The 22,375-nt window shown below is 69.3% G+C and carries 19 protein-coding genes and 6 pseudogenes; 11 read left to right on the forward strand and 14 right to left on the reverse strand.

The annotated features are described in order from the left end of the window. Nucleotides 1–380 precede the first annotated feature (380 nt). Complete coding sequence (locus tag R2D22_RS00670) at nucleotides 381–608, forward strand: hypothetical protein (protein WP_318100110.1); 228 nt, start codon at nucleotides 381–383, stop codon at nucleotides 606–608. 292 nt (nucleotides 609–900) lie between these two features. Here R2D22_RS00670 and R2D22_RS00675 read toward each other — a convergent pair whose 3' ends face one another. Then, nucleotides 901–1,497: a TetR/AcrR family transcriptional regulator gene (locus R2D22_RS00675; RefSeq protein ID WP_318100111.1), complete on the reverse strand. Its 597-nt coding sequence runs from the start codon at nucleotides 1,495–1,497 to the stop codon at nucleotides 901–903. A 61-nt stretch (nucleotides 1,498–1,558) separates the two neighbouring features. On the opposite strand from R2D22_RS00675, the gene R2D22_RS00680 reads away from it, so the two are divergent. Continuing rightward, nucleotides 1,559–2,389: a class I SAM-dependent methyltransferase gene (locus tag R2D22_RS00680; RefSeq protein ID WP_318100113.1), complete on the forward strand. Its 831-nt coding sequence runs from the start codon at nucleotides 1,559–1,561 to the stop codon at nucleotides 2,387–2,389. 228 nt (nucleotides 2,390–2,617) lie between these two features. Here R2D22_RS00680 and R2D22_RS00685 read toward each other — a convergent pair whose 3' ends face one another. After that, complete coding sequence (locus tag R2D22_RS00685; RefSeq protein ID WP_318100115.1) at nucleotides 2,618–3,649, reverse strand: hypothetical protein; 1,032 nt, start codon at nucleotides 3,647–3,649, stop codon at nucleotides 2,618–2,620. A 426-nt stretch (nucleotides 3,650–4,075) separates the two neighbouring features. Here R2D22_RS00685 and R2D22_RS00690 point away from each other — a divergent pair, with 426 nt between their 5' ends. Both R2D22_RS00690 and R2D22_RS00695 read left to right on the forward strand, forming a co-directional pair. After that, complete coding sequence (locus tag R2D22_RS00690; RefSeq protein WP_318100117.1) at nucleotides 4,076–4,615, forward strand: GNAT family N-acetyltransferase; 540 nt, start codon at nucleotides 4,076–4,078, stop codon at nucleotides 4,613–4,615. A gap of 739 nt (nucleotides 4,616–5,354) precedes the next feature. Further along, complete coding sequence (locus R2D22_RS00695; protein ID WP_318100119.1) at nucleotides 5,355–5,939, forward strand: DinB family protein; 585 nt, start codon at nucleotides 5,355–5,357, stop codon at nucleotides 5,937–5,939. Between the two features lie 444 nt (nucleotides 5,940–6,383). Here the strand turns inward: R2D22_RS00695 and R2D22_RS00700 are convergent. Continuing rightward, a pseudogene (locus R2D22_RS00700) lies at nucleotides 6,384–6,569 on the reverse strand (IS5 family transposase); the annotation flags it as partial. Between the two features lie 182 nt (nucleotides 6,570–6,751). On the opposite strand from R2D22_RS00700, the gene R2D22_RS00705 reads away from it, so the two are divergent. Continuing rightward, nucleotides 6,752–7,570, forward strand: a complete 819-nt coding sequence (locus tag R2D22_RS00705; protein ID WP_318100121.1) for an SDR family NAD(P)-dependent oxidoreductase — start codon at nucleotides 6,752–6,754, stop codon at nucleotides 7,568–7,570. A 169-nt stretch (nucleotides 7,571–7,739) separates the two neighbouring features. Here the strand turns inward: R2D22_RS00705 and R2D22_RS00710 are convergent, their stop codons facing one another. The 3 genes from R2D22_RS00710 to R2D22_RS00720 form a co-directional block, all read right to left on the reverse strand. Next, complete coding sequence (locus R2D22_RS00710; RefSeq protein ID WP_318100122.1) at nucleotides 7,740–7,967, reverse strand: hypothetical protein; 228 nt, start codon at nucleotides 7,965–7,967, stop codon at nucleotides 7,740–7,742. Nucleotides 7,968–8,063: 96 nt separating this feature from the next. Continuing rightward, entirely contained in the window at nucleotides 8,064–8,765 is a 702-nt protein-coding gene (locus R2D22_RS00715) for a bleomycin resistance protein (protein ID WP_318100124.1), read from the reverse strand. A 173-nt stretch (nucleotides 8,766–8,938) separates the two neighbouring features. After that, complete coding sequence (locus R2D22_RS00720) at nucleotides 8,939–9,790, reverse strand: RCC1 domain-containing protein (RefSeq protein WP_318100126.1); 852 nt, start codon at nucleotides 9,788–9,790, stop codon at nucleotides 8,939–8,941. Between the two features lie 307 nt (nucleotides 9,791–10,097). Here R2D22_RS00720 and R2D22_RS36065 point away from each other — a divergent pair. Further along, nucleotides 10,098–10,519, forward strand: a pseudogene (locus R2D22_RS36065) (DUF6924 domain-containing protein). A 30-nt stretch (nucleotides 10,520–10,549) separates the two neighbouring features. Here the strand turns inward: R2D22_RS36065 and R2D22_RS00730 are convergent. Together R2D22_RS00730 and R2D22_RS00735 are read right to left on the reverse strand one after the other, a co-directional pair. Next, nucleotides 10,550–10,833, reverse strand: a pseudogene (locus R2D22_RS00730) (IS5 family transposase); the annotation flags it as partial. A gap of 85 nt (nucleotides 10,834–10,918) precedes the next feature. Further along, nucleotides 10,919–11,647 (reverse strand): GbsR/MarR family transcriptional regulator, encoded by a 729-nt coding sequence (locus tag R2D22_RS00735; RefSeq protein WP_318100130.1) that lies wholly within the window; start codon nucleotides 11,645–11,647, stop codon nucleotides 10,919–10,921. Between the two features lie 347 nt (nucleotides 11,648–11,994). Between R2D22_RS00735 and R2D22_RS00740 the strand changes: the two genes are divergently transcribed. Then, entirely contained in the window at nucleotides 11,995–12,915 is a 921-nt protein-coding gene (locus R2D22_RS00740) for a hypothetical protein (RefSeq protein ID WP_318100131.1), read from the forward strand. Nucleotides 12,916–13,054: 139 nt separating this feature from the next. Here R2D22_RS00740 and R2D22_RS00745 read toward each other — a convergent pair whose 3' ends face one another. Continuing rightward, nucleotides 13,055–14,326, reverse strand: a complete 1,272-nt coding sequence (locus R2D22_RS00745; RefSeq protein ID WP_318100133.1) for an alpha/beta hydrolase — start codon at nucleotides 14,324–14,326, stop codon at nucleotides 13,055–13,057. 205 nt (nucleotides 14,327–14,531) lie between these two features. On the opposite strand from R2D22_RS00745, the pseudogene R2D22_RS36070 reads away from it, so the two are divergent. Beyond that, nucleotides 14,532–14,624: pseudogene (locus R2D22_RS36070) on the forward strand (IS5/IS1182 family transposase); the annotation flags it as partial. Between the two features lie 162 nt (nucleotides 14,625–14,786). Here the strand turns inward: R2D22_RS36070 and R2D22_RS00750 are convergent. The 4 genes and pseudogenes from R2D22_RS00750 to R2D22_RS00770 all read right to left on the reverse strand — a co-directional run bounded on the left by R2D22_RS00750 (nucleotide 14,787) and on the right by R2D22_RS00770 (nucleotide 17,534). Then, nucleotides 14,787–15,293, reverse strand: a complete 507-nt coding sequence (locus R2D22_RS00750; RefSeq protein ID WP_318100135.1) for a DinB family protein — start codon at nucleotides 15,291–15,293, stop codon at nucleotides 14,787–14,789. A gap of 160 nt (nucleotides 15,294–15,453) precedes the next feature. Next, nucleotides 15,454–16,286: pseudogene (locus R2D22_RS00755) on the reverse strand (IS5 family transposase). A gap of 56 nt (nucleotides 16,287–16,342) precedes the next feature. After that, nucleotides 16,343–17,175, reverse strand: a pseudogene (locus R2D22_RS00760) (IS5 family transposase). Between the two features lie 167 nt (nucleotides 17,176–17,342). Next, the gene (locus R2D22_RS00770; protein WP_318100137.1) at nucleotides 17,343–17,534 is read right to left on the reverse strand and encodes a hypothetical protein; all 192 of its coding nucleotides are present in this window, start codon (nucleotides 17,532–17,534) and stop codon (nucleotides 17,343–17,345) included. A 171-nt stretch (nucleotides 17,535–17,705) separates the two neighbouring features. On the opposite strand from R2D22_RS00770, the gene R2D22_RS00775 reads away from it, so the two are divergent. Next, nucleotides 17,706–18,680 carry an NAD(P)H-dependent flavin oxidoreductase gene (locus tag R2D22_RS00775; protein ID WP_318100138.1) on the forward strand — a complete coding sequence of 325 codons (975 nt, stop codon included), beginning with the start codon at nucleotides 17,706–17,708 and terminating at the stop codon, nucleotides 18,678–18,680. A gap of 30 nt (nucleotides 18,681–18,710) precedes the next feature. After that, nucleotides 18,711–19,592, forward strand: coding sequence for a crotonase/enoyl-CoA hydratase family protein (locus R2D22_RS00780; protein ID WP_318100140.1), 882 nt, complete (start codon nucleotides 18,711–18,713; stop codon nucleotides 19,590–19,592). Nucleotides 19,593–19,694: 102 nt separating this feature from the next. On the opposite strand, the gene R2D22_RS00785 is transcribed toward R2D22_RS00780, so the two are convergent. After that, nucleotides 19,695–20,810, reverse strand: coding sequence for a LacI family DNA-binding transcriptional regulator (locus R2D22_RS00785; RefSeq protein ID WP_318100142.1), 1,116 nt, complete (start codon nucleotides 20,808–20,810; stop codon nucleotides 19,695–19,697). A 178-nt stretch (nucleotides 20,811–20,988) separates the two neighbouring features. Here R2D22_RS00785 and R2D22_RS00790 point away from each other — a divergent pair, with 178 nt between their 5' ends. Next, a complete protein-coding gene (locus tag R2D22_RS00790; RefSeq protein ID WP_318100144.1) occupies nucleotides 20,989–22,362 on the forward strand; it encodes a M60 family metallopeptidase in 1,374 nt (457 codons plus the stop codon). Nucleotides 22,363–22,375: the final 13 nt, after the last annotated feature.

Below are 22,375 nucleotides of genomic sequence, written 5' to 3' on the forward strand. Positions count from 1 at the left end.
CCCCGCCCGGCTTCGCGGGCGGGCGACCACGTCCCACTCGGTGGCGAGCCGACGGCCAGGAGCAGCCCGGGGCCCGAATCGACGTTGGGGGACGGGACTTGGGCATCAATGGGGAGCCTGGCCGCAGAGTGGCCGTGAAGGGCGGCTCGACCGTGGCCGCGCAGGACGGATGCCATGCGACCGCACCCGACGAGATGGGCGCCGTCACGGCCGGGTCGAAGCCCGCGAGTTCTTCGGCCAGGGCGCCGCACGCGATCTCGCCGCGAAGGCAAGGATGCCCATCGCAACCGGGGCGCCGCGAGCGACTGCATCCTTTGGCCTACCGTGTTCTCGACCCTGCGTAGGACGATCTTGCGGCACCGCCGCGAGAGGGTTGATCCGTGCGAGCAACCATCGGATACACCGTTGAAAGCATCGGCTACGTCGTAGGAGCCCAGGGGCTTGTCAGCTTCGCTTCGCAGACGCTCTTCGGCACGGAGTGGGGCTGGATGCACAAGGTCGTCGACCTTCCGTCCATCGCCTACCTCGGCATCGTCGTCGCGGGTCTGGCGCTCATCGTCGGCGGGGTGAAGACGCGAAAAGCAGCCGAGCGCCATGGAGTTGCCTGACCGGCGGGCCTTGCGCCCCGGGACCTCCCCCGTGTCATGGCGGTCGAAGCCGGCCGCCGCGCGGCCCGTGCCCCCGGCGGGCGGCCTTGTGGTGGCTCCGGTCCGGGCCGGTCGCCGGACGGCGCCGAGCTCGCCGCTCGTCACGGGCCCGGTGGAGGGTGGCGCGGCCCCAGTACCCAACATCACGGCGCTCTGCGCCGCCCTCACCCGAGAGCCTCGGTCGACTCGGTTCGGTGAACCACTGGATCCGGGGGCGGGGCAGGCGGTGCGGCGTGCGAGCTGGACGCTCAGGTCACGACACGGGGCGCAGGGCGCCGGCGATGACGGTGGTCACCATCTTTCGGACGGCGACCGTCCGCGGCGGGGCGCTCGCCCGGTCGGCGAAAAGCAGGTGACCGGCCCCGACGAGGGTGGGGGCGAGCGTGTCGATGTCGGCGTCGCCGGCCAGGCGCCCCAACTCTCGTTCGGCGGTGAGGTACGTGGCGATCATGGTGGTGCCTTGCACGGCCAGCGGGATGCCGGTCAGGCCGGCCTCGCGCAGTCGGGCGCGAAGGCCGTCGCGGAAGGTGATGAGCGCGATGACGGACACCGTGACGGGCCCGAACAGGTCCTGCAGCGCCTCGGCGAGGTTGTCGACCACGTTCCCCGTACCGGCGGCGGCGCGCAGAGTCGTGGTTCGGCCCTCGATGCCGCGGATGCGGTCGAGGACGAGTTCCGCCAGGAAGGCGTCGAAGTCGGCGAAGTGCCGGTGCAGCACGCCCTTGGCGCAGTTCGCCTCCTCCGTGACCGCCCGGCTGGTCAGCGCGTCGGGCCCGTCCCTGAGCAGGACGCGCTCGGCGGCCTCGAACAACTGGCCGCGCACGTTATGGATGTGTACCCCTGACGGCATTTTCTTCCTCTCCGTGCCGGCCGCACTTAACAAGTGGGCGTGCGCCCATTAGTGTGGGCGCATGCCCACATTATCGCAGGGACAGTCGAACGAGTCCGGACCCGAACCCCACCGCCACCGGCAGACCGCCGAGTCGTTCGGCGTGGACGCCGAACGCTACGACCGTGCCCGACCGCCGTATCCCGAGGCCCTGGTGGACCGGATCGTCGCAGCAAGCCCCGGTCGGCACGTCCTCGACGTCGGAGCCGGCACCGGCATCGAGGCCCGACAGTTCCAGGCGGCCGGCTGCACGGTGCTCGGTGTCGAGCCCGACGAACGGATGGCCGCCTTCGCGCGACGCACCCATGTCGAGGTCGAGGTCGCCAGGTTCGAGGATTGGCAGCCGGCCGGACGACACTTCGACGCGGTCATCGCCGGCACCGCCTGGCACTGGGTGGACCCCGTCGCCGGCGCGGCCAAGGCCGCCCAGGTCCTCAGGCCCGGCGGCCGGCTCGCCCCCTTCCACCACGTCCCCCAACTCCCGGCCGAAGTGATCGACGCCCTCGCCGAAACACTCCGGCGCCTCGCCCCCGACTCCCCGTTCGACCCCGGCCTGCTGAGAGGACCGGCCGTGGACGCGTACCAGCCACTGTTCGCGAGAATCACCGACGGGATCCGGCAGACGGGCAGGTTCAGCGAGCCGGAACAGTGGCGCTTCGCATGGGAGCGCACCTACTCCCGGGAGGAGTGGCTCGATCAGCTCCCCACCTTCGGAGGCCTCACCCAACTTCCCGCCGAGACCATGGCGGAGGTCCTGGACAGCGTCGGGACCGCGATCGACATGCTGGGCGGCCACGCCACCATGCCCTACACATCCGTCGTGATCACCTCGACCCGCTCCCCTGCGGCCTGACCGCCGCAGACGCCGGGCGTCGCCGGGCGTCGGTCACCGGGCGTCGCCGGGCGTCGGTCGCCGGGCGTCGGTCGCCGGGCGTCGCCGAACCGAGCAGACCGGCGTGCCCGGCGAGGGCCGCGGCCGGACCGCCTGGCCGTGCGCTGACGTTGCGGACGGGATGGAGTCCGCCGGGATGCGCCAGCTGGGATCAGGACGGACGGCAAAGCCGAAGCGGCCGCGTATCGCTCAGTTCTCCCAGTCCTCGTCGTCGCCGCCGCGCATTGTGCGCCACCCCTCGAGGTCTTGCAGCGCCTTCCGCGCCAACTGGGCGTACTGCACCGGGCATTCCCACAGCTCACGGGCGGAGAGTTCGGCGGGCACGGGAGTGTCGGGGTGGTCCTCGGGCGCGTACAGGTGGACCACGGCGAGGTAGCGGGACTGGACGGTGGAGTCGGCGGTGGACCAGGGGTGCTGCGGGTGGTCGCAGGAGACGTCCAGGTCGATGGTCGCGAGCGCGGTGGCCAGGTCGCGCGCGAAGGAGGGCGGCAGGCCCTCGTACGTCTGGGCGATGCCCATCCACAGGCACAGGAACAGGCCGATCCGTTCCTCGTCGCGTACCTGCCCGGCGAGCCAGCGGCGGGCGGACCACAGGGCCACCGGGCCGGTGTTGTTCTCCCAAGTACGGCGGATCGCGTCCTGCATGGCGACGAGGTCGAGGCGCCCGTCGTCGCCGACGAACTGCGCGTCCAGATGGGAGACGTCGACGGTACCGAAGAGCTCCTGGCTCGCCTCGCGCAGCTGGCCCGCAGCCTCATCGGCGAGGTCCGCGAGGAACCCCTCGCAGTCGAACACCGCCACCTCTGCCTCGTCGAGATCGTAGTCCTCTGCGAAGGCGGCCCGTCCGGCCTCGGTCAGCATGCTGACCCCGGCCTCGACCTGGTACTCAGAGTCCAGCTGCGAGGGATGGCTATCGACCGGGCAGGTGCAGTTGGACCGGTCCAACTGCACACGAATCCCGTCCAGGACCTGTACGTACGACGCGAACAGGGACTTGCTGAAGACCCGTGCGGAGACGTACCAGCAGGTCGCGTGCAGGAGGATCGTGTAGCCGGCCCGCTCCCGGCGGCCCTCCGAGGTGGCGTCGCGACCGAGCGCGTGGGCCGCGTCGTCGGCAAGGACCGCAAGGGTCGATTCGGGATCCGTGCTGGGGTAGTCGCAGACGATCCCGGACAGGTCGGAGATCAGTTCGCGGTGGTCGGCAGGCAGAGTGGGCGTCACTTCAGTCACATCCGTAACCGACGATTGCGCAGATCGGACGGTTCCCCGAGTTCCCGCGAGTTCCCCCGGGGCGCCTGGGCGCTGGTCCGGCCGGCCCCCTCACCACCAACACATCTTTGGACGCGCCCCGCTCTCCGAGGCAGATGAAGCAGAGCTGGCGATCGGCCACAGCGGCGCAGAGTGGAAACCTGCAGGGCTTGCTCGGCCTGGCGGAGCGCGGCGTCCTCCGTGATCCACGCCCATGCCTGATGTAATAATCGCCCTGAAGGTACGCCCATTACCTACTCGGGGGGAATCTTGCCTTTCACACACACGTCCCAGGCCGCACGAGCATGGGTCCATGGTTGGGCCGTTTCACGCAGTGCATCCGAACCCGCGCCCCGTTCCTGGGGTTTCACCATCGATGTCGGCCTGCCTGGACACGTAATGCGGCACGTCCTGCACTCGGCGGACGAAGCGACCGTCCGCAAGGTCATGGAGCACGTCACCGCGCCTGGTGTCTGGTTGAAGTCATTCGTCCCACCGGAAACGCTTGAGCCCTGGCTCGCCCCCGGCTGGCACCTCGCCGGCGGAATCGGCTACCTGATGACCGCCTCGGTGCCCACGGCCCACGCCCAAGCCCCGGCCGAAACGCCCGACGGTTACGTCCTGAGTACTTGGACGCGTGCCAGTGTCACCCGCGCCTTGGTGCGCACAGCCGACGGCGCGTTCGCCGCGCGGGGCCAGGTCGCCGTCACCGGCCTAGGCGCCGTCGTCGACCAGGTGGAGACCGATCCGGCCCACCAACGGCGCGGCCTGGGACGCCTGGTGATGCGCAGCCTCACCGCCGCTGCCGCGGAGCAGGGTGCCACGGCAGGCGTTCTGGGCGCGACGGCGGAAGGCCGAGCCCTGTACGAGACGATGGGATGGCGCACACTGGCCCCGCTCACGGGCGCCATGCGGGGCCCGGACCCGTCCGACACCTGAGCAGACACCAAACCCCACCATCAGCCATGAGGCGCCTCTCACACTCAGGCACTGCCCGACATCTGCCATGCAGCCAATTCGGGCGATCTCTAGGTTCCTTGGTCAGTCCCCTCGCGCAGGCTCGCCCGGATGTGCGCCAGGGCTTCGGCCGCCAGCAGATGCGTCAGACCCTCCGCGAGAGGGAGATGTGCGGGACAGAACCACGCACAGTGCTCCGGGTCACCAGCCCAGTCATCCGCAGACGGTTCCGCGGGCCGAAAGCTCACGACTGTGAAGTCCTCGTACTCAAGACCCGAATGCCGGTACGGAACACGGCATATGACACACAGCGGCGGCATCATCGGGCGCGCTCACTCTCTGATGGGTCGAACCTGCATCGCCCACGGTAATCGACCACAAAGAACCGAGGCAGTGCCCACTCTCATCAACATCGATCAAGGAGAGCCACCGTGCTCCTGCCCCATCAGCGCGGGACGGACCGACGGACGGAGGCTCGGTCCGCCTCGCGGTCGATGAAGCGGTCGTACAGGCCGCTGAAGACTTGGCCGGCGGTCTTGTCCTCCACTGGCCTCTCGCCATTCCAGACGGCAAGGTGGAGAGGTTGTCTCACGTGCAAGTCCCGCGAGCTTCTTGGAGCAGGTCAGGGCGGCAGCCATGGCCGTACCTCGGCTCCGCCGGACGTCGCGGACCAGGTACGGGATCTTGAGAGCACGAGCAGTACATGGCAGGCTCATGCCGCATGATCGATGAGTTCGCGAAAGACAACCTGCACGAGAGACTGCGACGGGACCGCAAGGCGCTGCTCTGGAAGCTCGACGGCTTGTCCGAATACGATGTCCGCCGACCTTTGACGGCGACCGGGACCAACCTCCTCGGCCTGGTCAAACACGTGGCCACCGTCGAGGCCAGGTACTTCGGCGAGGTCTTCGACCGCCCTTCCCCGGAACCGCTGCCCCGGTGGCAGGACCACAACGGCAGCGATCTGTGGGCGACCGAGGACGAGACCCGCGACCAGATCGTCGGGTTCTACCGGCGCACGTGGGAACACTCGGACGCGACGATCACCCAGCTCGCCCTCGACTCCCCCGGCCACGTGCCATGGTGGCCGGAGCCTCACACCAACACGAACCTGTTCGCCATCATGGTCCATGTCCTCGGCGAGTCCAACCGGCATGCAGGCCACGCCGATATCCTGCGCGAGGGCCTCGACGGTCGGACCGGGGTGCGCCCCGAACACGAGCAGCAGATCGACGAGGAAGCCCGTGCAGCCTACTGCGCGAAGATCGAGCAGGCCGCCAGGTCGGCCGCACCGATCAAGGCTTAGAACTCGTAGCAAAATGATCTTAGTGAGAGCTGAGATGCACTGAGACCGGCGACTGGCCGCTCAGCCGGCTGGAGAGCATTTGATCTGGTGACCGAGCAGAGGTAGCCCTGCCTCTGCCCTCCGAGCGTTCACGTCACGGGTGGATGGGTGCGCAGGCCGGACCGGAAGTGCGATGACCTGCGGTGACGGACCGTGGCACAGTCTCCGCATGTCCAATGACATCGCCACCCCGTCTTCCGTGCCCCGACCCCATACTCGCCCTGAGCACCGCGCGCCATCTCATGGAGTTCGGTCAATGCGAGTACACCAGCGTCTCCCTCTACGCAGAGCTCCGCTCGGTCGACGAGTTGCTGCGGGCGGCGGAAGGATTCACGAGGAGATCTTGCCAGAACCCGGTCAAACCCGCTGAACGTCCGGTCACAGCACTAGGTCGGGCACGGACAGTCAGGGGAGTCCGCGTCGGACGCAGGCGAGGGTGGCCATGGCTTGGTAGTGGTTGGCTCGTTTGTCGTAACGCGTGGCCAGGGCTCGGTGCTGCTTGAGCCGGCTGAAGCACCGCTCGACGACGGTTCGCCGCCGGTGGGCGGTCTTGTCGAGGCGGCAGCGGGCTTCGCCGCGGCGGTGATGTCCCAGCCGGGCGGGTTGGTCAACGATGACAGGTTGCTCCACGGGGTGGAGGAGCTCTCGGCCCCACTCCCCCGACCGCCACGCCCTGCCGTGCGGCTCGTCGGCCAGGCCGGCCCGGGGAGCGGCGCGGGCCTAAGATCATCGAGACGAGGAACGGCGGACGAAGCACGGGAGAAGCGGCGGACATGGCGGACGAACGCGTGTACCTGGTGACCGGGGGCGGAACGGGGATCGGGGCGGCGACCGCGCGTACATTGGCCCGGGCGGGACACAAGGTGGCGGTGTCCGGGCGTCGCCCCGAGCCGCTGCGGCTGGTCGCCGAGGAGATCGGCGCCCTGCCCGTACCGTCGGACATCGGAGACCCCGCCGCGGTGACCTCACTCGTCGAGACGGTGTTGGGCACGTACGGGCGGCTCGACGGTCTGGTGCTCAACGCCGGCATCGGGCGAGGCGGTGGGGTGGGGGAGGTGACCCTGGAGGACTGGGACGAGGTCATGCGGACCAACCTCACTGGTCCGTTCCTGCTGCTGCGCGCCGCGCTCCCCCATCTGCTCGACGCCCGCGGCGCGGTGGTCGCGGTGGCCTCGGTCTCCGCTCTGCGCAACGGCGTCGGGAACGCCGCCTACGCCACCTCCAAAGCGGCGCTGCTCCAGCTGTGCCGGTCGCTCGCGGTCGACTACGGGGGCGCAGGCTTGCGTGCCAACACGGTGTGCCCGAGCTGGGTGCGCACCGACATGGCGGACCGCCGAATGAGCCGGTTCGCCGACGAGGCGGGCTTGGACGGGAACGGTCTGGACGCGGCATACGAGGAGGTGACCCGGGTCCTGCCCGCCGGGCGGCCCGGTGAGCCGCAAGAGGTCGCGGAGGCCATCGCCTGGCTGCTGTCACCCGCCGCCTCGTTCGTGAACGGCGCGGTGCTCACCGTCGACGGCGGCGCGACCGCACTCGACCCGGGCACCCTCGGCTTCGAGTTCCGGCTCGACCCACGCACCCCGCGGGCCTGACCGACAGTCACTGCCGAAGTGCCCGGTCACGATCCACCGGCCGACGGCACTGCTGGAGCTCTCGGGGGCGATGTTCACGAGAATGGGTTCCGGCTCAGATTCCATGGCGCGCGCACGGAATGCGACGACTGCTGCCGAGTGAACGCGCCTTTCAACGGCGCATGGCCCGTCAGTCAGTCTTGTGCTCTCCCGGCCGCTGCTTGCTCAGGAGTCGTCCAGCGGCCTCGATCGCTTCTTCCTTCAGCGCTTCGACAGAGACACCCCAGCTCGCGTCCCATTCATCCAGGTTGAGCGCACACGAGACGAGAGGCTGCAGGTCTTCGGGATAGTTGAGGTCATAGGCGACATCGGCCCAGATCAGACAAGTGCCGGCAGCGGGATCGAGAGATCCGTCCACGATCCGACCGGCAATCGGGGGTCACGCTGACCGGCGGGAACGTCAACGACTGCACCCGGTTCGAAGCGGTCATGGACCGGATCAGGATCGCCCGGCTCAATTGCGCAGGTCTTCGAGTCGGTCTACGTCGTCGCGAACCGACTCTCGGTCCTCGGGGGAGAGTTGGACCGCGGTGGCCTTCGTGAGCGTCGTCGTCGCGGTTTCGTCGTCACCGAGACGCCCGGCGACGTCCGCGCGAAGTACGAGGAGGCGGAGCAGTTGTACGGGCGTGGGCCGCTCGTCCTCCAGGCCAAGCACGCGGTCGATGACCTTCGCGGCGCCCGCCGGGTCCTCTTTCGAGTCCGCAAGGAGGGACGCGTGGTGCAGGGCACGGGCGAAGGTCTCCTCGGGGGCTCGACGATGGTGTTGGTCCTCGCTCGTCCGCTGCCCGATGCGGATGCAGTTGCCACCGGGATCGGTCATGAGGAACTGCCGCACGCCGTACGACATGTCCTTGAGCGGCCCGATGCGTGGCAGCCCTCGGGATGGGACCTTCCCGTACGCCTTCTTGAGCCCCGCCCGGAAGACAGCATGCAGTCCGTCGACGTCATCGGTCAGGACGAAGCACGTACTGACAGACTCAGCCGGCTCGTACTGCTTCAACCCGAAGAACTGGAGCTCGATGCCGCCGCGCTCCACAACCGCGTACGGGTTGGGGCTCTTCTGCTGGAAGGTCACCTCGAACCCGAGGGCGGTGTAGAACTCGAGCACGGGCTGAATGGTCCGGCACGGGAGGATCGGAATGGTTTTCTCAGCCATACACACGCACTCTAGTCAAACTTGAGTAGCGGGTCCACAGCGGTCTGCCACCTGACGCATACCGGAGTACCGGAGCGACGCCGGCCCGGCATACGGGACAGGGGCCGAGGGGGCGGGGCCGGTCGAAGGCTGGGGGGACGGCAACTCAGTTCCCGTTGGCTCGACCCTCAGGGCTATGGAAGCTGGACTCCGGACCAGGCATCGACTTCGCACTGCCTGTCGGCATTGTTCCCCGCGGTCACGACTGTGCCGTTGGCGCGCAGGCCGAGGGTGTGCGTGGACCCGGCCGCCACGGCGACAATGTCGCGCCAATCGCCGACTTCGCACTGTCGGTAGCTATTGTCTCCCGCTGCAAGGACCCGGCCCGACGCAGTGACCCCGACAGTGTGGTAGCTGCCCGCACTGAGCGCCACCACGTCTTCCCAGTCATCGACCTCGCACACCCCGGTTGACCGGTCTCCGGCCGCTACCGCCCGCCCGTCGGCTCTGAGGCCGACGGTATGGAGATACCCAGCCGAAATGGCGGCCAGGTCACGCCACCCTTCAACGGCACACTGCCCTCGTCGATTGTTCCCCGTGGCCAGGGCAGTACCGTCCGACCGAACGCCAACCGAATGCCAGTCACCACACGAGACGACGACCATCTCGCGCCAGGACTGCACGTCACACTGTCCTTCTGAACTCCGGCCAGTCGCTAGCACGCGGCCATTCGCGAGCAGCCCGAGTGTGCGGCGCCAACCTGCGGCCACGGCCGTGACGCCTCGCCATCCGGCGACATCACATTGCCCATCGCCGTTCCATCCAGTTGCCAGCGCTGTGCCGTCCGACCGGAGTCCCACCGTGTGAGACCTGCCCGTGTTCGTCGCGGTATGGACATTCCCGGCTGCCACCGCGACGACGTCTTCCCATCGCTCGACACGACATTCAGCAGAGGCGGTATTGCCCACAGCGAGAACGGTTCCATCCCAGCGCCGTCCGACCGAATGGCGCCTTCCGGCCGCCAGCGCCGACGAGATAGCGAGCATTCCGCCTCCTTGACCTCGGCGCGAGTTCGCGACATGGGATGTCACCCTACTTGGACTGGAAACAGAGCGAGGTCCTCAGTCGTCGACAGCAGATGACGGCACAACCGAGCGTGATGAAGGCATGATGAATGTCGTCGCGGATCGCCTAGTGGATGCATTGGCGGCGGAAACCAGTGCAGTCGTGCGATGGCGCCCTTCCACAGTCCTGCGGTGTCCGCCGAGCCTCGGAACAGTGGGATCCGCTGGGTTACGCCGTTGCGGTCGCAGCCGCTAAGTCGATGTCACTGTCAGGTGAGAGGATCGCGAGATGCCTCTGCCTCAGCCTGATGATCTGACCTCGCTGGTCCTGCGTACTGACTTCGGTGACGAGGGAGCCTGGGACTCGGTTCGAGCCTCAGTCGACGCGGCCGACGAGTACCCCTTTGCCACGTTTGTCAGCGAGCTTCGCTTCGCCGGCGTGGGGGTCCAGGCCTTGATAGCTGAAGAGGTTGCTGCGGACGAGAACGACCAGATCGTCAACATGTTTCTGGCGGACGCAGCCACGATGAAGGATCCGGGTCACCCGCTCCTGGCCGTGGACCTCTCGGACGAGCCAGGGCGAACGTTCAGGGTCCCCGCTCAGTGGTTCCCCAACGTCCGGCCAACCTCAGCATCGCCAACATGGACTTTGCGGAGTTCGCCGACGCCGCGGATGGGACAGGGACCTTCCGCGGCTTCGACGAGGGCTGATGCCTTCTCGTTGCGGCCCGCCTGGGCGGGCTATGTACCACGCCAGTTCAGCGTGGCTTCGCGGGTGAGGCGACGGCTCATCAGGTCGATCACCACGAGGCTGATCCCCGCTTCGGCTCGGACAGGCACGGCTTCGTAGTCGCGGGCGAGGCGGTGGTGGCGCATGAGCCAGCGAAGGTCTGCTCGACCACACAGCGCCGTGGGATGACCTTGAAGCCCTTCCGGCCGGGGTCGCGGTGGACGAATTCGACGTCGATGCCGAGGCTGGCGCCGTGGTCAATGGCCTTGGTGTGGTCGCCGGTGTCCGTCCAGGCCAGTCCCCACCACGGCCCGCAGCCCACCGAGCCAGCCGAATGAGGTGATCTCTTGAGGCTGTGCACCGGCTGGGCTCTGCGGGAGTCAGAGCTCCTCGGTGGTGCGGCGTGCGGTGCGGTCCTGCCGCCATTGTTCGGCCGCGTGCAGCATGGCCTGTCCGACGTGTTGGAAGAAGTCGCCGATGTCGTTGAGCCGACCACCGGCCGGTGAGGCGGCGCCGAGAGTCTCCGCTCCCTCGTGGGCGAAGTCGGCCAGCGCGGAGTTCTGGCGGGCGCTGGCCGTCCAGCCGCGGAACCAGGCGTCCGCGTCGATGACGTAGCGTTCACGACGGTGGTGGGAGTCGCGTTCGCGGCGGAGGAGTTCCTGCTGTTCGAGCTGGCCGATGGCCTTGGAGACCGAGGCGGGGCTGACCTTCAGCCGCTCGACGAGTTCGGCGGCCGAGAGGCTGCCACTGTCGGTGAGATAGAGCGCCGAGAGGACACGGGCGGCCATCCGGGACAGTCCGGTGCCGACCATGACGTCTGTGAAGCGATCTTCCAGTTCCTGGACGGCGTCAGGGTCGGCGACCCTCCGGGCTGGGCCAGTGTCTGCTGACGACTGGCGTCCCGGGCGGCTTCGTCGGGCTCGGTCCTGGGTGGCCTGCTGCGCCTGGTCGGCCCGATAGCCGTCGGGGCCGCCGTTACGGCTCACCTCCCGCGTGACGGTCGACAGAGGACGGTCGAGCCGAGCGGCGATCTCCGTGTACGTGAGCCCGTCGGCGAGCCCGTCGGCGATCCCCTCTCGATCCTGACGCGTCAGCCGGCCTCCTGGCATGGGGCACCTCCAGAGCTTCTCCCCGCTCGGTACGGCGAAGTTGCCGGACAGTCTTACGTTCGCCGACATGTCATTGCAAGTATCGAAGGCAGCGACTTGCATTCAGCTTCACTCTCATTGCAATTCTCGTTCAATTTGCCTGGAAATGCGCCCTTCTTGCGTCTTCCAGCGTTGACGATTTAGTGAATGCAAGTTACGTTCGCCAGTACGTAAACGTTGACCGCCGCGGTCGCCGCTCCAGCGCGGGCCGCCCTTCGCCACCTGGGACGGGATCTCCGATGACCTCCACGCTCGCCCTCGCACGTATCTCCACCTGGCACCGGCCTCTGCTGGTTTGCTCGGGACTCATGGCCGCTCTCGTGGTCGCCTGCGGCGTCGGCCTGGCCGTCGACGACCGACTGCTCCTCGGGGAACCTGTCTGGTACAAGCCCCTCAAGTTCGCTACCGCCTTCGGCCTCTACACCGCCACGCTGGCATGGCTGCTCGCGCGGCTGAGCAAGGGCAGACGCCTCGCCCGGTGGCTGGGCACGGTCTTCGCGGTGACCACAGTCGCCGAGGTCGGTGCCATCACCGTCCAGGCGGCCCGCGGCACCATCAGCCACTTCAACGCCGACCAGAGCGACCCCATCACCCTGGCCCTCACCCCCGTCCTCACCTTCGGCGTGATGGTCATCGTGATCGCCCAGCTGATCATCGGGGTCATCGTCCTGATCCAGCGCACCGGTAGCCCGGCCCTCAACCAGGCCATACGCGCGGGCATCGGCCTCGCCGTCGCCGGCATGCTCATCCCCGTCTACTGGATGGTCACCGAGATCAACGAACGCACCGTCACGGACGCCAACGGTCACACCGTCCCCATGTACCAGGGGCACGGCATCGGCGACCCCGACGGCAACGGCATGCCGCTGACCCACTGGAGCGTCACCGGCGGCGACTTCCGCGTCCCGCACTTCTTCGCCCTGCACGGCATCCAGGTCCTGCTCGTCCTCGCCGCCGTGCTGGCCGCCCTCGCCGCCCGAAAGGCCTGGCTGCGCAGCGAGCAGGTACAGGCCCGTCTCGTCCGCTGCGCCGCCTACGGGTACACCGGGCTCGTCGCCGTCGTGACCTGGCAGGCCGGCCGCGGCCAGTCCTTCGCCCACCCCGACACCTCGACCCTCGGGGCCCTCGCCGCCGTCCTGCTCCTCACATCCGCCGCCCTCGTCACGACCGTCAGCACGGCCAAGCGAGCGGCGCGAGCACCGAAGTCACCGGCCCCCGTGGACTTCTGACCACGGGCCTACGACCGCCAGGCGCGAACCGACCGCCAGGCGCGAACCGACCGGCGGGCACGACGACCGCAACGGCGGCCGACCGGCGGGAACGGCCATGGCCGTTCCCGCCGGTCGCCGTCTCGTCGGGCGGCTGTTCCTAGCGGCGTGCGAGCGTGTCGAACCAGCGCACGATCTGGGGCCCTGCCAGCTTGAAGGTCGTGTTGTGATCGGCCTTCGCGTGGTCGACGACGGGGGCGGTGACACCGTTGCGGGCCAGATCGGCCGCGCAGTTGACGGAGTTGGCGATCGCTACGTCCGTGTCACCGGCCGCGCTGTGCAGTTGTACGGGGAGGTCGGGTTTCCAGTCGCAGGTGCCTTCCTGCGCTTCGAGTGCGGCCAGCAGGCCGCCGTCCGGATGACGCAGCCGCTCGTAGAAGTCGTCGGTCAGCAGCTCCTTCACCGAGCCCGGCAGCTTCGTGACGATGTCCTCCTCGGTGTGCCGCGTGTCGAAGAGTTCCTCCACGTAGCCGGCGTACGGCTGTCGGAAGGCCTCGGCCGGGTTGCCGTAGACGGGGTGCAGCCGGTTCTGCGCGGTGAGGAAGTACGACATGTAGAAGACGCCGCTGATGCCGTTGACACGACCGTCGAGCAGGGCGGGGATCTCGGCGCCCTGCAGGTCGTACGGTCCGGCGACCGGTGCGAGTGCCCGCAGCCGGAAGTGCCGGTCAGCGCCGCGTGCCAGCTCGCGGCCCAGCGCCATGGCGACCTGGCCGCCCTGCGAGAACCCGGTGCCGTACACGTCGCCGGTGAGCGGCCTGCCCAGTGCGCGCGCGGCGGTGCGTGAGGCGCGCAGCATGTCGAGCGAGGCGGAGACGGAGGAGGCGGTGTCCATGTACGGGTGGAGGCCGGGCCCCTTGCCAAGCCCGAGGTAGTCGGGAGCGGCGACGGCGCGGCCTGCGGCAGCGTGCAAGTAGGGCGCGTAGAGACCGAAGTCCTCGGCGACGGACGGCGCGTAGTCGCGGTGGACCATCGTGCCGTGCGTGTCGGCAACCAGGTCGAGCCGGCGCTCGCCACCCTTGGGGAGGACCAACAGGCCGGTGGCGGTGGTGGAATGGCCCCGAGGGGTCAGGGTCCGGTAGGTGAGCCGGTAGCCGCGCACGCCGTGGCGCACTGTCGCCGGGTCGATGTCGGCGCCCTTGAGGAACGCGGCGACCTCGGCCCGGCTCAGGTCGGCGACGGGAGTGACTCCGAGGAGGGTCCCGCGTCCGGTGCTCTGCTGGGCCGCCGGGCGAAGCTCGGACGCCGCGACCGCCGGGGCGACGGTCAGGGCGCCCAGGGCTGCGAGGACTGTGGCGGCGGCCAGCGACCGGCGCGCTCGCCTGCGTCGCGCGGCCTGTCGGGTGGGGATGCGGGTCATGGTGTGCTCCATGACGACGACGCTACGGAGCCGTAGATCGCCGGGACATCCGACCGGCCCCCGGGTCAGGGGTGGGGCGGGCCCCACCGCGGAACCAGGGAATCCCCCCAGGCGAAGGCCTGTTGGGCCGCCGGCCGGTCGCGCATGAGCCAAATGCCCAGCTCGCGTGTAGAGATGGCGGCCTGCTGTTGTGTCCCCTCACCGCTGGTCAGGCTGACGACGCGCGCAGTGGCGCGGCCTGGCCATGCGAACGGACAAGTTCGCCATCGCCTACGGGGGCACACTCCACCTCGCAGCCATCTTGATCTGAACGCGAGACCAGGTTCGGGTCAGCGGGAGCTGTGCGCTGCCTGAAGGGCCGCCCACTCCAGGCGCTCGGCTCGCCAGGCGGTGCCCGCCCTGGAAATCGCCGAGTCGACCATGACCCGATCACGAGCATGACGGTGCCACAGACCGATCTGAGAGACAGGCTCTAGTCGCCGGTCGTGCCGTCGAGCATCTCTCGCAGGATGTCCAGGTGGCCGTTGTGGCGGGCCGTCTCCTCGGTGAGGTGAAGGAGAATCCAGCGCAGGTCGACATGGAGACCGTCGCGGACGGCTCGCTGGGCCTGCTTGTCCAGGCCGTTCTCGGCGACCAGTTCGCGGTAGCGGGCGCTCTGTTCGGCGTATTCGTCGAGCAACTGCGTGAGCGGGAAGTCGACGGCGATACGCATCTCGCGGTCGGGATCCTCGTCGGTCCAGGGGCCCCGGTCTTCCTCGCCGAGGAAGACCACCTGGAACCAGTAGTACTCGACCCAGCGCAGGTGGTTGATCAATCCGCTCATGGTCATCAGCGGTGAGCCCGGCAGGAGCGCCTTGCGGGCGTTCTCCGCGGAGACGCCGACGCACTTGGCGCGGGCGGTGTCACGTGCGTAGTCGAGAAACGTGGTGAGCTGGGTGCGCTCGTCCCACGCGGGCGGCGTGTCGTCGATTCTGATCATCACGCGAAGCGTCCCCGATCACCGCCACCGATGTCGAGGCATTTATCGACGACCCCAACCCGCTCCCCCAGATCCATGCCGTGCGGACAGCTACACCGACTCAAGGCCGGGGCCGACCGGCCTGATCTGCCGGAGACGGCCCTAGGTCGTGTCCGGAAAGTCATGGGAGCCAGAGTCGGAGGCAGGCGAGGGTGACCATGGCTTGGTAGTGGACGGCGCGTTTGTCGTAGCGGGTGGCCAGGGCCCGGTTCTGCTTGAGCCGGCTGAAACAGCGTTCGACAACGTTGCGGCGCCGGTAGGCGGTCCGGTCGAGGCGGCAGCGGGTCTCGCCGCGGCGGATGCGCCCGTTGATCTGGTCGATCCGCTCCGGGATCGTGCAGGCGATCCCGCGTCGCCTCAGGTAGGCCCGGATCTTGCGGGCCGAGTAGCCCTTGTCTGCGACCACGCGCTGGGGCCGGGTCCGGGGCCTGCCGGGCCCCGGCCGGGCGACGCGGATCCGGTCCATGACCGCCTCGAACTGGGTGCAGTCGTTGACGTTCCCGCCGGTCAGGGTGAAGGCCAGTGGCCGGCCCTGGCCGTCGCAGGCCAGGTGGATCTTGCTGGTCAGCCCGCCGCGTGATCGGCCGAGTGCCTCGCCTTCCCAGGGCCCCCTTTTCGGGCCCCGGCCGCATGCTGATGCGCGCGGACCGTGGTCGAGTCCACGCAGACGATCGACCAGTCGACGGTCCCGACGGCGTCGGAGTGCTGCTGGACGTGGGCCAGCAGCCGGTCCCAGGTGCCGTCGGCGGACCAGTGCCGGAAGCGTTCGTAGACCGTCTTCCACGGCCCGTACCGCTCGGGCAGGTCACGCCAGGCGGCCCCGGTGGACAGCTTCCAAAGGATCCCGTTGACCACCTGGCGCCGGTCCCGCACGGGCCGGCCCATACGGCCCGGCGCCAGCAACGGAGCGATCAACGCCCACGACTCATCCGTCAGTTCATGTCGACGCACCACAAACGGAGTAACGAGCCAACAACTTTACGGACACGGCCTAGGGCCTGTCCGCAATGTCAGCTAGGGAGCCATAGTCGCAGGCAGGCGAGGGTGACCAGGGCTTTGTAGTGGCGGGCTCGTTTGTCGTAGCGGGTGGCGAGGGCCTTGTTCTGCTTGAGCCGGTTGAAACAGCGTTCGACGACGTTGCGGCGCCGGTAGACCTCGCGGTCGAGACGGCACAGGCTCTCGCCTCGCCGGAGGCATCCGTTGATCTGGTCGACGCGTTCGGGGATGGTGCAGGCGATACCGCGTCTGCGCAGGTAGGAGCGGATCTTGCGGGATGAGTAGCCCTTGTCGCCGACCACCCGTAGCGGTCGGGTGCGGGGCCGGCCGGGCCCGTATCGCTTGATGTGGATGCGGGCCATGACCGGTTCGAACTGCGTGCAGTCGTTGACGTTCCCGCCGGTGATCGTGAAGGCGAGCGGCCGGCCCTGTCCGTCGCAGGCAAGGTGGATCTTTGTGCTCAGTCCGCCGCGGGACCGGCCGAGTGCTTCGCCGGTCCAGGGCCCCCTTTTCGGGCCCCGGCGGCGTGCTGATGGGCCCGCACGATGGTCGAGTCGACGCAGACGATCGACCAGTCGACCTCGCCGATCGCGTCCGAGTGCTGCTGGACGTGGGCCAGGAGCCGGTCCCAGGTTCCGTCCGCTGACCAGCGGCGGAACCGTTCGTAGACGGTCTTCCACGGCCCGTACCGCTCGGGCAGGTCCCGCCAGGCCGCACCCGTGGACAGCTTCCACAGGATTCCGTTGAGGACCTGCCGCCGGTCCCGCACCGGACGACCCATCCGGGGCGGAGCCAGCAACGGCCCGATCACTTCCCAGGCCTGATCAGTCAGTTCATGACGTCGCACCACGAACGGAGTAACGACCGATCGACATTGCGGACACGCCCTAGTAGAGCGGCATGAGCAGCATGCCGATCACCCACGCCTTGATCGCGGCGGGCGACGGGCTCTGATAGTCCTTGGAGGACGCGATCACCTGGGCCGACAGTCGGCCGGCCGCCGCCCCCGGCGCGCTACTTCTGGGCGTGCTCCCCCAGCATGCCCACCACGGTCAGGAACGCGTACGCGCCGAAGACGTAGAAGAACACGCGCCATGCGGCGCCCTTGAGCTTCCACCTCTCGTTGACGCGGTCCACACCGCGGTCCACGTCGTGGTTCTCGTCGTGGTTCTCGTCACGGTTCTCGTCACGGTTCTTGCCGCTCACGACAGCTTCCCTCCCGCGAGCGGGATTGACAGCCCCGTGCCCGCACTCATTAAACTCGAATGGATTCGAGTTCGAGTCTAGCGCTCGGCCCGCCACGCCGACCGCGACACGGAGGTCGCCGTGTGCGTACGGCGCCCGCAAGAACGGAGAGGGCCCTGGCAGGCCCCGCTCATGATTTCGACTCCCTTCACCGACCTCTTCGGCGTGGACCATCCGATCGTCTGCGGCGGCATGACCGGCGTCGGCACAGCCGAGCTCATCTCCGCCGTGGCCGAGGCGGGCGCCCTCGGGTTCCTGACCGCGCTCACCCAGCCGACCCCGGAGGCCCTCGCCCGCGAGATCGCCCGGTGTCGGAAGATGACCGACAAGCCGTTCGGCGTCAATCTGACCATCCTGCCCACCCTCACGCCCGTGCCCTACGCGGAGTACCGCGCGGCCATCATCGAGAGCGGCGTGACCGTGGTCGAGACGGCCGGCAGCAACCCGGCGGAGCACGTGGCCGCGTTCAAGAGCGCGGGTGTGAAGGTGATCCACAAGGCGGTGGCCGTACGGCACGCCGTCAAGGCGCAGGGCCTCGGCGTGGACGCGGTCAGCATCGACGGCTTCGAGTGCGCGGGGCATCCGGGCGAGGAGGACATCCCCGGCCTCGTCCTCGTCCCCGCCGCCGTACGGCGGCTGGACATCCCGGTCATCGCCAGCGGCGGCTTCGCGACCGGTAGTGGGCTTGCCGCCGCCCTCGCCCTGGGGGCCTGTGCGATCAACATGGGCACCCGGTTCGTCGCCAGCGCGGAAGCGCCGGTGCACCGCAACGTCAAGGAGCAGATCGTCGCCAACGACGAGCGCGCCACCCAGCTGGTCTTCCGGGAGTTCGGCAACACCGGGCGTGTCGCCCGGAACGCGATATCCGAGGAGATCGTCACCCGGTCGCGGCGGCCCGGAGCCGTCTTCGAGGACGTGGCCGAGCTGGCCTCGGGTGTCCGCGGCCGCACCCGGGTGCTCCAGGAGGGGCACATGGACGACGGCCTGTGGTGGGCCGGGCAGGCCCAGGGGCTGATCGAGTCCGTGGCCACCTGCGACGAGATCGTCAGCGGAATCGTGGCCGACGCCGAGAAGATCATCGGTCGGCTCGCCGACCTCCGCGGCTGAAGCGACCGAGGAAACAGGAGCACGCGACCGATGACCTGGACCACCCTGAGCCACCACGTCGACGACGGCGTTCTCACCGTCACCCTCGACCGGCCGGACCACCTCAACGCCTTCACCCCGACAATGGCCGCCGAACTGGAGCGGACGTTCACCGAGGTCAACGAGAACGACGACGTGCGGGCGATCATCGTCACCGGCGCCGGCGACCGGGCCTTCTGCGCCGGCATGGACCTCAGCGCGGACGGCAACGTGTTCGGCCTCGACGAGTCGCGCACGCCCACGCTCGCCGACCTCGCCGATCTGAGCCATCCAGACATCAGCCGGGTCCGGGACACCGGGGGCCGGGTAACCCTGGCGATCCACGCCTGCCGCAAGCCCGTGATCGCCGCGATCAACGGCGCCGCCGTCGGGATCGGCGCGACGATGACCCTGGCCATGGACGCCCGGCTGATGTCCACGGACGCGCGGCTCGGCCTCGTCTTCGGCCGCCTCGGCATCACACCCGAGGCCGCCTCGACCTGGTTCCTGCCGCGCCTGGTCGGCCTTCCACGGGCGCTTGACCTGCTGTACTCCGCCGAGATCCTCGACGCGCAGGCCGCACGGGATGTGGGCCTCGCGACCGAACTCCATGCCCCCGACGAGCTCTTGAAGCGCGCACGCGAGCTGGCGGACCGCTGGACCCTGGGGCGGTCGCCCGTGTCGACCGCGCTCATCCGGCAGATGACGTACCGCCATGCGTCCCTGGACGGGCCCGAGGACGCGCACCGGGTGGAATCACTCGCCATGTTCTACACGAGCATCGGCGACGGCGCCGAGGGAGTGGCGGCCTTCCGCGACAAGCGCTCCCCGGACTTCACCCGGCAGGCCTCCACCATGCCGCCGTTCTACGACGAATGGACCGCCTCCTCCTGAGCGGGCGGCACGGGATCGGCGCCGTACCCATCGGCGCCGTACCGACCCGGCGCCGTACCCATCGGCGCCATACCAACCCGGCGTCGTACCGACCGGCGCCGATCAGCCCGCGGTGCGCGCACGCCGGGTGCGTGGGGTCTTCGGTGGGGCCACCGAGTCGCGGACGACGATGTGGGTGCCCACCCGGTGGGTGCCGGTGGTGGGCGCCCGCCAGGCATCGTCACCGTCCTCGCCGGGGGTGGCGAGCCGGACGGCCTGCCGGCCCATCTCCTCCAGCGGGATGTGCACGGTGGTCAGCCTCGGGCGCATCTCCTGGGCCACCGGCACGTCGTCGTAGCCGACGAGGGAGACGTCCTCGGGGATGCGGGCCCCGGATTCCTCCAGCGCCTGCGCCGCACCCGCCGCCACGATGTCGTTCGCGGCGAAGATTGCCGTGAAGTCGAGCTGATCGCCGAGGAGTTCGAGGGTCTTGCGGTACCCGAAGGCCCTACTGAAGGCGCCGGTGTGCACCAGGGCGTCGTCCGAGGGGACGCCGCGCAGGTCGAGGGCGCGCCGGTAGCCGGCGATCCGGTCCAAGGTGGTCGACACGGCGGGCGGGCCGCCGAGGTAGAGGATCCGCCGGTGCCCCTGGGTGAGCAGATGGTCGGTGATGGCGAACGCGCCGCCCTCGTTGTCGTACTCCACCGCCGCCGCGGGCACCCGGCCACCCAGTGAGGGCCGGCCGCACAGCACCAGGGACGAGCCGCCGGCGTGCAGTTCCTCGGCGCGGCGGGTGAGTTCGGCGGTGTACGCGCGGTCCACGATGCTCCCGCCGACCAGCACGACCGCGTCCGCGCGCTGCTCGTGCAGCAGGTCGACGAAGGCCAGCTCGCGCTTCGCGTCGCCTTGCGTGCAGCAGACCAGGCACAGCCGTCCGGTACGGGCCGCCTCGCGCTCGACACCGCGGGCGATGTACGCGAAGAAGGGGTCGACGATCTCGCTGACGATGATCCCGACGGTGCGGTTGGAGGTGCCGGCCAGCGCCCGCGCGTGCGCGTTCACCACGTAGCCGAGCTCCCGCATGGCGCCCTCGACCCGGTCGCGGGTCTCCTCCGCCACCGGATAGTTGCGGTTCAGCACGCGCGACACCGTCGCCGTCGACACGCCGGCGCGCGCGGCCACGTCCCGGATGGTCGCGCGCCGCGGCTCCCCCGCCGCCTGCTGTCCGCTCCCCTTCATCGGTACCGCCTCTCCCTGTGTGCCTTGTGACGGAGAGCGTTTACTGCTCCGCATTCCGGCAACTCCCGTTCACCATCGTAGTAAATCTTAGAAACTCTGGTCCCGCCCTTGCCTGAGATAGCAAACGCTTACATCCTGTCGGGCAGTCTGTTCAGGCCCCCCTCCCCGAGGAGACCGGATGCCCAACCGCCCCGCTGTCGACCGTCGTTCCGTGCTCGCGGGCCTGGCCGGCGCCGGCACGGCCGCCCTCCTGGGCGCCGCCCCGGCCCACGCCGCCGCACCCCGCGCCGCCACCTCGCCCGCCGGCACCTCCCCCGCCGGCAGCGCCGATCTGCCCGTGACCGTCACCGTGACCGCCGTCCCCAGCGCGGAGAGCGAGCGGCTACGTCTCGCCCAGGCGCTGCGCGGCAGCGAGTTCACCGCGACCGGCCTGTACGTCCCCCCAGGTGCCGAACTCACCCTCAACGTGCTCCCGTACGACGACGCCGTGCCGACCCTGTGGGTCGGTCTGTGGGACTACTACGGCACGCTCACCGAGCCGCGCTCCTATCCGCTCAAGCCCGGCGCCAACACCGTCGCCGACCCGCACGGCGGACCCGTCTACCTGACCCTGACCGGCGCCGGTCAGCGCGCTGCCGTCATGTTCCGGTCCGGGGCGGTCCCGATGGCCACGTTCGACCTGGGCCGCACCACCGAGGCCGAGTACCAGGCCCGGCTCGACACGCTCACCGACGTCCCGTACGTCGAACTGACCGCCCCGCACACGATCCTCACCCTCACCCGTGAGGGGGCGCTGCTCCACCGCGACCAGGACCACGACGCGCTCCTGCGCCTCCTGGAGACCGTCATCGACTCGCACGCGGCGATCAGCGGCCTCGACGGATCCGCCCCGGTGCACCGCCGCAAGGCAGGCCCGTACCACTTCACCGAGGTCTCCCGCGTGCCCAGTGGCGTCGGGGCCTACGCCACCCACGGCTACAACGGCTTCCCGCGCGCCTATCTCGACCGCCTCACCACCGTCGAGGGTCTGCGCACCCGCGGCTGGGGGCTGTACCACGAGCTCGGGCACCTCCATCAGCAGATGGCGTACAAGCCCAGCGGGCTCACCGAGGTGACCGTGAACATCTACTCCCTGGCGGCCCAGCGCACCCTCGGCCAGCCCTCGAACCTGCTCACCGTCAACCCCGCCACCGGGCTGAACCCCTTCCAGTCGGCGCAGGCGAAGTTCGGCAGCGCGGGGCTGGCGTACGAGAGGTCCTTCTCCGCGTACGAGAAGCTCGTCCCGCTGCGTCAGCTGGAGCTGGCGTTCGGCGAGGACTTCTGGCCGCGCATGCACCGGCTGGTCCGCGAGGAGAACCCGCAGTCCGACTGGACGGAGACGGCCAAGCGGTACCGCGCGCTCTCGACGTACTCCAGCCGCGTCGCCGGCCGCGACCTCACCGCGTTCTTCCTGGACCGCTGGGCCTTCCCGATCGACGCCGCCGGCCGGGCCGAGATAGCCGCCCTGAACCTCCCCGCGCCCGCCGTCGACCCCAGCAGCCTCACCGACTGACGCCCGACTGCCA

This window comes from Streptomyces sp. HUAS YS2 (assembly GCF_033343995.1).
GTDB lineage: Bacteria > Actinomycetota > Actinomycetes > Streptomycetales > Streptomycetaceae > Streptomyces > Streptomyces solicathayae.

Bases quoted from the DNA above. Each gene is read 5' to 3' on its own strand.
- R2D22_RS00780 (WP_318100140.1), top strand. From the start codon at position 18,711: ATGACCTGGACCACCCTGAGCCACCACGTCGACGACGGCGTTCTCACC.
- R2D22_RS00750 (WP_318100135.1), bottom strand. From the start codon at position 15,293: ATGATCAGAATCGACGACACGCCGCCCGCGTGGGACGAGCGCACCCAG.
- R2D22_RS00675 (WP_318100111.1), bottom strand. From the start codon at position 1,497: ATGCCGTCAGGGGTACACATCCATAACGTGCGCGGCCAGTTGTTCGAG.
- R2D22_RS00680 (WP_318100113.1), top strand. From the start codon at position 1,559: ATGCCCACATTATCGCAGGGACAGTCGAACGAGTCCGGACCCGAACCC.
- R2D22_RS00790 (WP_318100144.1), top strand. From the start codon at position 20,989: ATGCCCAACCGCCCCGCTGTCGACCGTCGTTCCGTGCTCGCGGGCCTG.
- R2D22_RS00695 (WP_318100119.1), top strand. From the start codon at position 5,355: ATGATCGATGAGTTCGCGAAAGACAACCTGCACGAGAGACTGCGACGG.
- R2D22_RS00705 (WP_318100121.1), top strand. From the start codon at position 6,752: ATGGCGGACGAACGCGTGTACCTGGTGACCGGGGGCGGAACGGGGATC.
- R2D22_RS00745 (WP_318100133.1), bottom strand. From the start codon at position 14,326: ATGGAGCACACCATGACCCGCATCCCCACCCGACAGGCCGCGCGACGC.
- R2D22_RS00720 (WP_318100126.1), bottom strand. From the start codon at position 9,790: ATGCTCGCTATCTCGTCGGCGCTGGCGGCCGGAAGGCGCCATTCGGTC.
- R2D22_RS00715 (WP_318100124.1), bottom strand. From the start codon at position 8,765: ATGGCTGAGAAAACCATTCCGATCCTCCCGTGCCGGACCATTCAGCCC.
- R2D22_RS00785 (WP_318100142.1), bottom strand. From the start codon at position 20,810: ATGAAGGGGAGCGGACAGCAGGCGGCGGGGGAGCCGCGGCGCGCGACC.
- R2D22_RS00740 (WP_318100131.1), top strand. From the start codon at position 11,995: ATGGCCGCTCTCGTGGTCGCCTGCGGCGTCGGCCTGGCCGTCGACGAC.
- R2D22_RS00735 (WP_318100130.1), bottom strand. From the start codon at position 11,647: ATGCCAGGAGGCCGGCTGACGCGTCAGGATCGAGAGGGGATCGCCGAC.
- R2D22_RS00690 (WP_318100117.1), top strand. From the start codon at position 4,076: ATGCGGCACGTCCTGCACTCGGCGGACGAAGCGACCGTCCGCAAGGTC.
- R2D22_RS00775 (WP_318100138.1), top strand. From the start codon at position 17,706: ATGATTTCGACTCCCTTCACCGACCTCTTCGGCGTGGACCATCCGATC.